Genomic DNA, 13341 nt, shown 5'->3' with positions numbered 1-13341 from the left:
ATATGAAAGAGACAGTCTATATTACAGGACACAAAAATCCAGACACCGATTCAGTAGTTGCGGCTATTGCTTATGCAGATCTAAAAAATAGGCAGGGGGATGTTAAGGCCATTCCTATTAGACTTGGCAAATTAAATCCGGAAACTAAATTTGTCTTAGAGTATTTTGGCTTAGAAGCTCCCAAAATTAAAGAATCTATAATTTTGCAAGTAAAGGATATAGATATTGATAAGGCTTTTGCAATCGACCCTTCAATTCCTATTAGAACTGCTTGGGATATTATCCAAGATGGACTTACACACTCACTTTCTGTGGTAGATGATCAGGGGAAGCTAAAAGCTGTCGCTTCTTTATCAAATATTACCAAATCTTATATGGACGTCTGGGATGACAGGATAATAGGCATTGCCAATACACCTTTGGATAATATCAATGATGTTTTGAATGCAAAAGTTTTGTATTTGCCAGAAAATCCTAGAAAATTTGATGGGAAAATGACTGTTTTGGCGATGAATCAAGATAACGAAGACTTCGATGGATATTTTGCTGAAGGCGATATAGTTATTTTGGGCAATAGGTCAGAATATTTGGAATATTTGATAAAAAGAAAAGTTGCCTTGATAATTTTGACCAATGGTTCTGATATTGACGAGAAAATAAAAGAATTTGCTGCAAAAAACCAGGTGACAATAATTTCTACCGAATACAATACTTTTATGACAGCAAGGCTTTTGCCAATGACAATTCCAATAAGCCATGTAATGACTACTGGAGATTTGATATATTTCCAAACGACTGATACCATCGATTATGTAAGAGATACTATGTCAAAATCAAGATTTAGATCATATCCGGTAGTTGACGAAAATAAAAAAGTTGTAGGTTCAATTTCCAGATACCATCTTATTTCTGCCAAGATGAAAAAATTGATTTTGGTTGACCATAACGAAAAAAATCAATCCATAGACGATATTGATCAAGCAGAGATAGTTGAAATTATCGACCATCATAGAGTGGCAAATATTGCAACGACAACCCCACTTTTCTTTAGGGCAGAGCCTGTTGGTTCAACTGCAACTATTATTTCAGAAATGTATTTGGAAAGTGGACTTAGACCAAGTAAGAGCATTGCAGGAATTTTGTGTGCTGCGATAATTTCAGACACACTTTTGTTAAGATCTCCTACAACTACAGATGTCGATAGAAGAATATTAAATAGGATGAGTAGGATTGCTGGATTAGATGTAGAAGAATTTGCAGATAAAATGTTTAGGGCTGCAACATCATTAAAGGGCAAATCCGCCAAAGATATTGTAGAAGGCGATGTCAAAACTTTTACAATTGGAGAAAATGCCATAAGAGTTGGCCAAGTAATGACCATGAATCCAGAAGAGCTTAGTCCTCTTAGGGAAGAAATTACAAAATTGATGAAAGAAAAAATTGACCGCAATGGAGAAACGACCTTTGTACTGGTTCTTACAGATATTTTCAATGAAACAAGCGAACTTTTGGTAGTTGGCAAATATATAGAAGATATAGAAGAAGAATTTAAAAACAAGGTAAAAAATGGAACAATTTCAGCTCCAGGAGTTTTAAGTCGTAAAAAACAAGTCATCCCAAGACTTACAAATGCAATACTTTCTGCTAAGTAAATTTTGACAAAAAAAGAGCTTAGAGAAGTTTAAAAAATAAACTTCTAATAAGCTCTTTTATCTGTTTAGTTCGCTTAGCAAATATTCAACATCCATTCCATGAACCATGCAAGCTTCTTCCAAGGTTTCATATAAGGATGATGGACATGCTATGCAACCCATTCCTGCCATTAGCAAAATATTGATAGTTTCAGGTTTGTTTTTTATAATATCGCCGATAAGCATATCGCGCGTAATTTCCATTTCATCTGTTGTGTTAGTATTGTCCATAAAAGCCCCCCTTTTCCTATTGATATATTACTACAATTTTAGGCAAAGACAAGTGTTTTACTAGGGATTAAAATAAAAAATTTAAGGAGTTTTAATGGAAAAAGAAGAATTATTAAAAGAAAAAGAAGAGATTTTATCAGAAATTACAGCTTTAAGAGAAAAATTAAAAGAAGAAAATGATAAGATAAATAACTTAGGTGGCAACTTATCCTTTGCTAAGTTTTTCCTTACACCACTTATTATAGCTGGAATTGTAGCAGGAATTTACAAAATAGGAAATTTTGTCGATGATAGCAAAATCATGGGGATTTTTTTAATTGCTTTTGTGGTAAGCTTTTTGGTGACAAGCCTAAAGAGCAAAAAAGCTTTGGCAAATAAAAAAGAAGAGCTTGTGGCAAATAGGCTTGAAACTCAAAAAGAGATTGTAAAAAAATCCAAAAAGCTAAAAGCTCTTGAAGAAAGAATTAAAAATTAGTTTGAAAAAGTCTACAATTTTAGTATAGTATTAGCAGTCACGATCTTAGAGTGCTAAGGAGGGGAAATGAAAAAACAATTTAAAGCCGAAGCAAAAAAAGTTATGGATTTGATGATTAATTCTATCTACACTAATAAGGAAATATTCCTAAGAGAATTAATTTCAAACGCTTCAGATGCTTTGGATAAATTATATTATATGGACTTAAAAAGCGATAAGGAAACTCACAAGGAAGATTATTATATAGAAATTATCGCCGATAAAGAAAATAGAAGTCTTACAATCAAAGATACTGGAATTGGCATGGACGAAGACGAATTAGCCGAAAACTTGGGAACTATTGCCAAATCTGGAACTGAAAGTTTTAGAAAATCTGTAGAGGATTCCGATATAAGCGATCTTATAGGCCAATTTGGTGTTGGTTTTTATTCTGCTTTTATGGTGGCAGATAAAATCGAAGTCAAAAGTAAAAAATACAATTCTGATAAGGCATATGTGTGGATAAGCGAAAATGCCGATGGTTTTGAGATAAAAGAAATAGAAAAAGCTGACCATGGAACAGAAATCACACTTTTTCTAAAAGAAAATACTGAAGATGATAATTACGATGATTATTTAGACCAATATAGGATAAAAGCTTTAGTAAATAAATATTCAAATTACATCAGATATCCAATCAAAATGGAAGTTACAAAAACTAGACTAAAGGAAGATTCAACCGAAGATAAGCCAGAATATGAGGATTACAAAGAGCTAGATGTACTAAATTCTGAAATTCCTATTTGGAAGAAAAATAAAAATGAACTAAAGGATGAGGACTATATAAACTTTTACAAGGATCAACATTTTGGTTTTGATGAGCCACTTTTTTGGATTCATTTTAATGTTGAAGGAACTTTAGAATTTAAGGCAATCATTTATATACCAAAAAAAGCGCCTTTTGATTTTTATTCCAAAGATTATCAAAAAGGCCTAACTCTTTACACACACGGTGTAAAAATTATGGATAGGTGCGAAGATTTGCTTGATAATGCTTATTCTTTTGCCAAGGGAGTTGTAGAAAGTGACGATTTAACCTTAAATATTTCCAGAGAAACTCTCCAACAAGATAGGCAACTAAGGGTTATTTCTAAGCAAATTAACAAGAGAATAAATGCTCATTTGTTGGAGCTTAGAGATAAGGATAGGGAAAAATACGAAAGTTTCTTTGATGAATTTGGCAATAATATAAAAGTTGCCATTTATGAATCTTTTGGAGCAAAAAAAGACGAGTTAGAAGAGCTTTTACTTTTCTATTCAAGAAATGAAGAAAAGAAAATTTCTTTAAAAGAATACAAGGAAAAAATGAAATCTACTGACAGCGAGATTTTATACGCCACAGGAGATTCTATAGAAAAAATCAAAAATTCTCCAGCTGTTGAATTAGTAGATAAGGATACAGACGTCTTATTTTTAGATCAGCCAATTGACGAATTTTTAATAAAAATGCTTGATTCTTATGATGAAATTAAATTTAAGTCAATAGCTCAAGAAGATACAGAAGCGGCTAAGGATGAAAAAGAAAATGATCTTATAGAAAAAATCAAAAAATCCTTGCCAGAAGATGTGGTTGATGTTAAATTTACCGACAAATTAGCAGATATTCCAGCAATGATAAAACAAAGGGGAGAGATTTCTCTTGAGATGGAAAAAACTCTCAAAAATCAAATCAATACTCCAAATGTCAAAGCTGAAAAAGTTCTTGAAATAAATTCATCTTCAAAGGCTTATCAATTGTTGAAAGATGCCAAAGATGATGATAAGATAAAAGAGGTGGCTTTGTTATTGTTAGATCAGGCAAAGCTTATGGCAGGACTTGAAATTGAAGATCCTGTGACCTATACCAAAAATATTTGGAAATTAATCTAGGAGGAATTATGGAATACAAAAGAAAAAATCTATGGCTAAATATTGATGAAAATCAAAAAAATGACCTAGAAGAAATATCAAAAGACTATATAAATTTCTTAAATACTGCAAAGACAGAAAGACTTGCAACAAAAGAAATCATAAGACGTGCCGAAGAAAAGGGCTTTGTAAACTTAGATGAAAAGATCAAAGAAGGATCTCTAAAAGCTGGAGATAAAGTTTATGCAGTTAACAAAGAAAAAGCTGTGGCACTTTTCTTAATAGGAAGCGAAGACTTAGAAAATGGTTTGGCAATAGTTGGAGCTCACACTGATAGCCCAAGACTTGACCTAAAACCAGTTCCACTATCAGAAGATACAAATATAGCATATTTGAAAACTCACTATTATGGTGGAGTAAAAAAATACCAATGGACAACAATTCCTCTAGAATTACACGGGGTAATTTATAAAAAAGATGGAGAAAAAGTAGAAATTTCTATTGGAGATAAGGAAGATGAACCAGTATTTACAATTTCTGAACTTTTAATCCACCTTTCAAGGAAACTAATGGATGAAAAAGCTAGAGATGTTATAAAAGGCGAACAACTACAAATTATAGTAGGTTCAATTCCATTAGATGGAGACAGCGAAAATCCAGTTAAGAAAAATATCCTAAAAATCCTAAACGAAAAATATGGAATCATAGAAGAAGATTTCATAACAGCAGAATTTGAAGCAGTTCCAGCTATAAAAGCAAGAAATGCTGGCTTAGATAATTCTATGATAATTGCCCATGGACAAGATGATAGAGTTTGCTCTTATGCTACACTAAATGCAATTTTATCAATGGAAAATAGCAAAAAAACATTGGTAGCTTTATTTGTAGACAAAGAAGAAATAGGCTCTTATGGTGCAACTGGAATGAGCTCACAATTCTTGGAAAATACAATCCTTGAGCTATTAAACCTAAAGGGCAAAGCTGATCTAATATCATTTAAGAGAACTTTGAAAAATTCAAAAGTTTTATCAGCTGATGTTACTTTAGCCTATGATCCAAACTTCAAAGACGTTTCAGAAATAGATAATGCTGCCCAATTTGGCTGCGGAGTAGCCCTAACCAAATACACTGGTTCAGGTGGAAAAGGTGGCTCAAATGATGCAAACGCTGAATATTTACAAGAAGTAAGAGCTGCTTTTGATAAAAACAATGTTATATATCAAACAGGAGAACTTGGAGCTGTAGATGCAGGTGGCGGTGGAACAATTGCCTTTATACTTGCTGAATATTGCATGGACGTTGTTGATTGTGGAACACCAGTAATAAGCATGCACGCACCAACAGAATTGGTGTCAAAGGCTGATTTATACTCAACTGTAGAAGCTTACAAATCTTTTTACCAAAATATTTGACAAGAAATTCAGAACTAGTATAATATAAGCTATTTGACTTTATCCTACTTATATAGTACAATATAAATGAGTATTTTATGAGAGGATGGTTAGATGGAGATACAATCTGTTAATGATATCAGGGAAAAGGTCAAAGATAGTATTGGCAAAGAAGTTATACTAAAAGCTGACATGGGAAGAAAAAGAATAAAGACAAAGACTGGTGTCATTGTAGATGCTTTTCCTAGTGTCTTTACTGTAAAAGTTAATAACGATTTTGATTGCGAACGAACTGTTAGTTATTCATATTCAGATATACTAACATCAACCGTAGAGCTTTTAAGCGCAGAATAAAAAAAAAGGATGTTTTAAACATCCCTTTTTATTTGCCAAAAATTTCTAAATTATTTTCTTTTTGCCTCTTATTTTTAATCTATTCTAGAAAAATTATCTTCTAATAGCTCTTCCATTGAATTGTAGGAAGCTGTTGAAACTCTAATATAATCTACACCTTCTTCGCCTATATCGTGACCTTCTTCTGTCAGATTTATAGTTTTGGTAGATGGATTAATATCATAGATAAAACCCATCCACCAGCTTAGAAAATCAGCTTCTAGATATAATTTATCATTGTAAATTATTCCTTGGTAATCACTTTTTAAGAATATTATTTCTTTTTCTTTCATATAATCTTTATATGCAAAACAAGTTACTCCGTATTCTGGGAAATATTGGAATTGATATTCTATATAATTAGGATCATCAGTAGGTAAAAATCCTGGATAAAGGCAAAAGTAATACGTTCCATCTTCATTTTTCTTAATATATTTGCCATCATTTGCTTCCAATACTTTCAAATATGGATCTTTGTATTTTTTTAATTCTGGATCTGTCATATATGGAGAATCTTCCATAGAAAATTTGTTGTAGTCATTTACATCTAAATAATATAGGCTATCTTTTTCTATGACGGAAAACTCGTGATAACTTATTTTATTTGTATATGGATTATTGATAGTTAGATTGTATAGACTTTCTCTTGCAACATCACCATTTGATTGTCCAGATTTATACTTATCGATTACTTCCATATAAGTTTTATCATTCATTGGATACATTTTTACAGGTTTTAATCTAGAAACAAGCTCATTATAGCTTTCTTCGTCAAAAGCTTCTGCATTGTCTTTATCAATTCCTAGTAATTTTAAGCTTACATCTGCAGGACCTTGTATAGTTTTTGAATAACCATAAAGCATTTTTATTACATTATCAATTTTGCCTATTAGATATATTTCATCATTAAGTTGATTATCGATAAATACAAGGGTGTCTTCAAAGGTGTAAACATAATTTGAAGGTAAATCTACTTGAGCAGGCTCCATATATAGGCAAGTGTTATAATTTCCATTTCCGGTGTATTGAACTATCGAATACCAATTATAACCTTCATGACTTGCAGATAAGACCAATAGTGGATATTTAAAGTCAGAAACTTTGCAAATTCCAAATTTCAAATCTTCATTATAGTAGGATTCCTTAATATACTTTGAAAAATCTTCGTATTTGGTATAAGGTATTTTATTATTTATTATATCCCTATATAATTTTATAAATCCAAGGTCGTCATATTCCGTATTTGGACTGGCGTTGAAATTGTTGGTTTTTGCTTCTATGGTTTTTTCGCTAGTTTCTTCTTTAGCTTCTTCACTAGCTTTTTCATCTTCATTTTCTTTACTGTCTATTATTAAATCTGTAAGCTTTTTTGCATCAACGAGCTTTGAGTTTCTTCCATTTCTTGAGTCGACAACCTCCATATTTCCAGATTCAATTATTAGTTTTTTTGCAAGAGAGCCATTCATTTTATCAGGAAATGCACCGTAGAGATTGGAAGCAAGTCCACTTACAAAAGGAGCAGCTGCTGAAGTTCCAGACCATAAAATGACGTTGCCATTTTCATCATAACCAGGAATATTTTCTCCTGGAGCAACTATATCGACATTTTTTGTTGTAGAATATTCGTTAAAATAAGTTTTTACACCATCAAATTTTGGAGCAGAAGCACCAACGATTATTACATGATCTCTAAGATCAGGGTCTAGGTCGTCAAACATGGTAGTTTTTTCTATTCTTACATTTGACAAACTTTCAACTTTGGCGATTTCTTTGCTATTATTTCCTGCAGATTGTACGATCAAGAAATCTTTGCCCTCATCTTTCATCTTTCTAAGAGCTAAATTAAGTCTATTTTTCGCATTATTTATTTTTTCTTTATCTTTATTGGCATCCTCATTACTTGGACTTACAAAAGTTTCCCAATCTTTCTTTTTTATCCCAAGTGCTTTTGCTAACTTATAGTTTGTCTTATCTCTTTGTAATATTTCATTATTAGCATTGATACTATAAAGCAGTCCCATATTAAAACCATAAGAAATATTAAATATATTTATCTTATCAATTCCAGAATAATATATGGAATAGACTAACATATATGGCAAAAGTTCAGGAGCGTAGTAAATATTATATATTTTTGAATTTTTGCTGATGCCAGAAAATCCAATATTATTATGTTTGGCAGCAAGTGTAGATGAAACATAAAAAACATGGCCTTTTTCTTTTGCTATAGCATCTTTATAACGCTCTTCAAAGCCAGCTTTCATTTCACCGTCAAATTTTGTTAGCGCTAGATCTTCATATGTTAAGTCCTTATTAAAATTGTTATTTTTATTACTTATAGATAATTTTCCTCTTTCAAAAACACCAATATTTACAGGATCATTATATTCCATATTTTCCCACATATATGGTAAGTTGGTAGCCTTATAAGCCCAATATGGATTTTTCCCATCAATTCTCGTAGGTTTATTAATCTTTGATAATTTGTCATATCCGTCATCGATAGAATAATCATCCCATAGGTTATTTTTGTTAAAATTTGGAGCAAAAAAATTAATTTTGCTAAGAAAACTTCTATAAATTTTAAAATTATCATCAGGATATTCGTATTCATTGGATTTAGTAGGTATTATCCAGTGGACTTCAGAGATTAAAACTCCATTTTCTTGTCCAATTTCTTTAGCTATTGCTTCAAGCTCATCTATACTTTTATTTGGAATACTTACTTGATAGCCTCCCCAAATATCGCATTTGCCGATTATATTTGCCCCGTATTTTTCAAAAATATTTTCGTCAAATTCTTCTAAATCCACATCAACGAAAAGTTCGCCATCCACATATTGCCCCAGATCTGTTTGAATAATCTTATCTTTTCCGGGAATGGTAAAAAAGTTATTATTGTCAGGAAAATCTATTCTTTGTGATTTTTCTGGATAGGATTCTTTGATTGTAGCTTGCAAAGATTGATTTTCATCATAAGAATCTTCTGAAATTTCTTCATTTTCCACTTCTTGATTTTTGCTTACATATTTTTTGCCAAAGAAAAAACCAAGAGCAAGTAAAGCCATTGCAGCTAAGATTAGCAATATCTTCTTAAATACTTTCATACAAATTTCCTTTCTAATTTTCAAATTACTTTATTTGATTATATCAATAAAAGAGAATTTTGACCATAGAAAAACTGAATCAAAAAGCTTGATAAACTTTTTAGATTCAGTTATTTTCAAAATTTAATTAAATTTTTAGCTCTACCCATTTTCCTTTATTAAATCTATATCTTAGGCCTAAGAATCTACTAACTTGGTCGGCTAAAACGCCTATCCAAATTCCATCAAGACCAAGATGTAAAACATTTACGGTTATAATTGTTACTAGAGATCTTATTATTGTTACTGAAACTATGGCAACTAGCAAGGTAAATCTTACATCTCCTGCAGCTCTTAAAGAACCGCCATATATTACCTGTAAGATTTGCATGAAAACTATAAGCCAAATATATCTAATGACTATAGCACTTTTATCAATTGTCGAAGGATCTGCAAAAAATAGGCTAAAGATCGTCTTTCCTAAGGTAAAAAATATTACTGAGATAATAGCGCTCATCAACAAACCAATTTGCTGGCAGGCCTTGCCATATTTTATGGCTTCATCATTTTTGTTGGCACCTAGGGCATTTCCAGTTAGGGTTATTACAGCCACACTCATTCCATCTCCCAGAGAAAAGGAAAGTGATAAGAGGTTCATTCCTACATTGTGAATAGCAAATAACTCTGTTCCAAGCCTTGCAGCTGTTAGGGCTGTTATGAAAAATCCAATTCTCATTGACATTATTTCTGCACAGATATTTGTTGAAAGTCTTGAAATTTCCTTGCTAATAGCTTTATCAATTTTTATTGGAAGTTTTTTCATTTCCTTAAAATTTATATAAGAATTTTTCTTAGTTAAAGATTTGATGCACATTATTGTTTCAGCCACTGTTCCTAAAACTGTTGCAAGAGCAGCACCTTTTGCTCCCATAGCTGGAAAACCAAAATTACCTTGAATGAGCAAATAGTTAAAAATTATATTTACTATTGATGCGACAACGTTGGTTATAAAAGCTGTATGAGTATCTCCAGCTCCTCTATGAGCAGCATTTATTGACCAAGCTATGGCATTAAAGATATTTCCAAGCATTATCACAATAAAATAATCCCTGGCCATTTGGTGAGTATCTTCAGCACTTCCTGCAAATCTTAAAATAGGATCTGTAAAAAATATCATAATAATCGTTATTAAAATTGCAAAAATAATAGAAATTATAAGTGCGGTTACCAGAGTTTGGTTGGCTTTTAGCCTATTTTCTTCGCCTTGCCTTCTGGCTACTAAGGCTGAAATTGCACTAGTTATTGCAAAAAATACTGTAAAGGCCAAAAATTTTGGTTGAGTGGTTAGTCCAACAGCAGCAACTGCAGAAGGTCCAAGTCCACTTATCATAAATGTATCGATCATACCTGCAAGTGCTATAAAAAAAGACTCGAAAACCGCAGGCCAGGCTATCTCCATGGATCTTTTATAATATTTTTTTTCAAGCATACTTTCCTCCATAAATTTCACAAAGAATTGATTCGATAGCTAGGGATGGATGAGTTCCGTATTTTTTCTTTTGGATTTCTAAGATTTTAGAAATATCTTCTGTGGTAAATTCCATAGATTTTTTTAAATCTTTAGTTTTTATGTAATAATCCAAAAATAGACTATCAAATAAATCTCCTGTTCCACCGTAGTTAAGATCTATTTTATTATAATAAACTTTATATAAATCTTTATCAATTGCTAGATTGTAGGGTTTGTTTTCATTATCTAAGCTTGTTATCAAATATTTTTTATTTGTAGCTAAGAGTTTATCAAAATCACAAAGACCCAAAAATTTAGCTTCTGTAGAATTTGGAATTATTATATGGGCTATCTTTAGCAAATCTTTGTATATTTCTAGCTTATCATTATTTACGTTCTTATATAATTTACCATCATCTCCCATAATCGGATCTAAGACAATTAGAGGATTATACTTAATTTTATTTATATAATCAATTATTAAATCTTTTTGTTTTTTATTTTCTACATATCCTATAAATATAATATCAAAAGTAAAGCCAAGTTTATCCCAACTATCAAGACAATCTTTGATATAAGAGCTTGTATCAAGTTTAGCAATATTTCCCAAAGAAAAGTTGTGAGATATCAAAGCTGTTGGCAAAAAATAGCATTGGTGAAGCTTATAAGATAAACAAGCATCCATTATATTTCCAGCAATTTTTCCTTTTGAAACAAAATCATTTATAAGTAAAATTTTACTCATTTATTAACTCCTTAAAACTTACATTATTGATTATAATCTTTTTTTTGTTAACTTAAAGGCGAAAATTTGCTATAATTTTGTGATAGTAATTTTTTTGTAGATAAAAGTGTTTTTTATTTTGTAGGTGGTAGTGCAGGTATTGGTGGCGTAGCAGGAGCATTCTATTATAATGCTACACAGGATGAATTTTATGCTAATATCGTTGTCGGTACTCGCTTGATGTTTCTTTAGGAGGTTTAGATGATAAAATCAAAAGATGTGATTGGCTCAAAGGAAGCTAGTAAAGAGCTTATGATTGTTAAGGATGAGTATTTAGGGATTAAGGAAAAAGTTGGCTATGCTTTCTAATGCTCAAACTAGTACGAAGAAGTTGTTGCAAGAAATTATTTTAAAGATTTATTCGTAAAAAACCACCCTTTTTGGGTGGTTATAGGTTTAGTAGATCTGAGTGTGATCCAGTGTCAACTAGGGTTAGAGTTAAAAAATCATCTTCTATAAGATATATTAAAAGCCAGTCGGGTTTTATATGACATTCACGAAAATTCGAGAATTCTCCTTTTAATTGATGATCTTTGTATTTTTCTTCTAGTGGTTGACCTTTGGAAAGTTTGTCAATGACTTTGTCTAAAAGAGATATATCAAGACCACGCTTTAGTATGCGTTTGTATGATTTTTTGTAAGCTTTTGTAAATTTTATTTTATACATTAGTCTGATAATAGAGCCTTCTTTAGTTCTTCCAGTGAAGAATAAGAAGGTGCTTTGGGATCTTTGGATATTTCTTTTGCTTCAGTTAGAGCTTTTAGGGTTTCTTCTTTGTATTGTGGTATTTCTACATTAAATGGTAGACCACCTCTAAGAATACATTGTCGTAGGAAAATGTTAACTGCACTTGACATATCCATTCCTAGGTCTTTGAAAAGGCTTGTTGCTTGTTTTTTTACGTCTTCATCTATACGTATTTGTGTTGGACTTGTTGCCATAATACCATCTCCTTTATGATGATTATAATACTAATGGTTTACATTGTCAATTAATATTTATGTGAAAGGAGTTAGATGATGGTTATATTTTTGGCTACTAGAATGGTGTTGGATTTTTGACTGAATGATGAAATTAGGGCTTAGTTTTGGCATGGGGATGATTTTTAATTTTTAATTTTTTTCCTTGCCTTTCTATTTACTCTTAGTATATAATTTAGTTAAAGGGTAAGGGCAAGATTACCCTTTAACCTTATTTTACTGACCTCTTTTAAATGGGGCTTTTTCTTAATCTTCTAATGTTGTTTTTATATCTTCTTTCAAACTTTCAATTTTTTCTATTGCCTTTTCTTTGTGATCTTCTTTAATATCTTTTTTTATTTCTTCGATATCTTTAGATAATCTTTTTAGAAAAAATTTAAATTGTTTGTCAGTCATCCCAATTTCTTCCATGTGTTTCTCCTTTCTCCTGCTTGACTCAATAAGTTAATTCTTATTGTATTTATATCATACAATATACACGTGTATAAGGCGATTGTTTTTTATATATTTTTCTATAAGTTAATGACTATATTAAGCATAAAAGAAAAAAATAAATTTTAAAATAAAAAATAATCTAAGTAATAATTTTAAAAAATCATCAGTAGAGTTTCATTTTTTATTTATTTATTATATATAATTTTATCAAATAATATTATCAAGCGATTACGTTTAATCATATTAAATACCATGCTAGACTCCTCCTGAGGTGCTGTTTATTAAAATCCTAGGGAACTGTTCGAGGGCAACATTTCCAAGTTTAGTTGTTTTTTAAGTGGGGTTACTAAAAGTAACAAGAAACTCCTGTAAGCCATTTTAGTCTTACTTGAGGTGAAATTTGGTAAATTTTAAGATATTATCTATAAATTAGATTATTATTGAATAACTATAGCACACAGTTCAATATTTTCTCGT

Annotated in this window: 12 protein-coding genes; 5 read left to right on the top strand and 7 right to left on the bottom strand. The window is 31.1% G+C overall.

All coding sequences use genetic code 11. The features are described from left to right. Positions 1-2 precede the first annotated feature (2 nt). Positions 3-1652 (top strand): putative manganese-dependent inorganic diphosphatase, encoded by a 1650-nt coding sequence (locus GAN53_RS05925; protein ID WP_151409965.1) that lies wholly within the window; start codon positions 3-5, stop codon positions 1650-1652. 57 nt (positions 1653-1709) lie between these two features. On the opposite strand, the gene GAN53_RS05920 is transcribed toward GAN53_RS05925, so the two are convergent. After that, positions 1710-1922 carry a DUF1858 domain-containing protein gene (locus tag GAN53_RS05920; protein ID WP_225791832.1) on the bottom strand — a complete coding sequence of 71 codons (213 nt, stop codon included), beginning with the start codon at positions 1920-1922 and terminating at the stop codon, positions 1710-1712. A gap of 94 nt (positions 1923-2016) precedes the next feature. Between GAN53_RS05920 and GAN53_RS05915 the strand changes: the two genes are divergently transcribed. From GAN53_RS05915 to GAN53_RS05900, 4 genes are all read left to right on the top strand, one after another. Further along, the gene (locus GAN53_RS05915; protein ID WP_151409963.1) at positions 2017-2397 is read left to right on the top strand and encodes a hypothetical protein; all 381 of its coding nucleotides are present in this window, start codon (positions 2017-2019) and stop codon (positions 2395-2397) included. A 66-nt stretch (positions 2398-2463) separates the two neighbouring features. Beyond that, positions 2464-4305, top strand: coding sequence for a molecular chaperone HtpG (gene htpG / locus GAN53_RS05910; protein ID WP_151409961.1), 1842 nt, complete (start codon positions 2464-2466; stop codon positions 4303-4305). An 8-nt stretch (positions 4306-4313) separates the two neighbouring features. Further along, positions 4314-5696, top strand: coding sequence for an aminopeptidase (locus GAN53_RS05905; RefSeq protein ID WP_151409959.1), 1383 nt, complete (start codon positions 4314-4316; stop codon positions 5694-5696). Between the two features lie 93 nt (positions 5697-5789). Next, positions 5790-6029, top strand: coding sequence for a Veg family protein (locus GAN53_RS05900; protein ID WP_099321018.1), 240 nt, complete (start codon positions 5790-5792; stop codon positions 6027-6029). 74 nt (positions 6030-6103) lie between these two features. Here the strand turns inward: GAN53_RS05900 and GAN53_RS05895 are convergent, their stop codons facing one another. The 6 genes from GAN53_RS05895 to GAN53_RS09770 form a co-directional block, all read right to left on the bottom strand. Next, entirely contained in the window at positions 6104-9175 is a 3072-nt protein-coding gene (locus GAN53_RS05895; protein ID WP_151409957.1) for a S8 family serine peptidase, read from the bottom strand. 127 nt (positions 9176-9302) lie between these two features. Continuing rightward, a complete protein-coding gene (locus GAN53_RS05890) occupies positions 9303-10643 on the bottom strand; it encodes an MATE family efflux transporter (RefSeq protein WP_151409956.1) in 1341 nt (446 codons plus the stop codon). Further along, positions 10636-11409, bottom strand: coding sequence for a bifunctional hydroxymethylpyrimidine kinase/phosphomethylpyrimidine kinase (locus GAN53_RS05885; protein ID WP_151409954.1), 774 nt, complete (start codon positions 11407-11409; stop codon positions 10636-10638). Before GAN53_RS05885 ends, GAN53_RS05890 begins: the two co-directional genes overlap by 8 nt. Positions 11410-11836: 427 nt before the next feature. Then, positions 11837-12115: a type II toxin-antitoxin system YafQ family toxin gene (locus GAN53_RS05880; RefSeq protein WP_151409952.1), complete on the bottom strand. Its 279-nt coding sequence runs from the start codon at positions 12113-12115 to the stop codon at positions 11837-11839. Continuing rightward, positions 12115-12390 carry a type II toxin-antitoxin system RelB/DinJ family antitoxin gene (locus tag GAN53_RS05875; RefSeq protein WP_151409949.1) on the bottom strand — a complete coding sequence of 92 codons (276 nt, stop codon included), beginning with the start codon at positions 12388-12390 and terminating at the stop codon, positions 12115-12117. The genes GAN53_RS05880 and GAN53_RS05875 overlap by 1 nt, the downstream gene beginning before the upstream one ends. A gap of 285 nt (positions 12391-12675) precedes the next feature. Then, positions 12676-12840 (bottom strand): hypothetical protein, encoded by a 165-nt coding sequence (locus tag GAN53_RS09770; RefSeq protein WP_192574096.1) that lies wholly within the window; start codon positions 12838-12840, stop codon positions 12676-12678. Between the last annotated feature and the right edge of the window lie 501 nt (positions 12841-13341).

This window comes from Anaerococcus sp. Marseille-P9784, assembly GCF_902500265.1.
Classification (GTDB): Bacteria; Bacillota; Clostridia; order Tissierellales; family Peptoniphilaceae; genus Anaerococcus.
The sequence above is the reverse complement of the archived record's forward strand: the minus strand, read 5'-3'. Positions and strand labels throughout refer to the sequence as shown.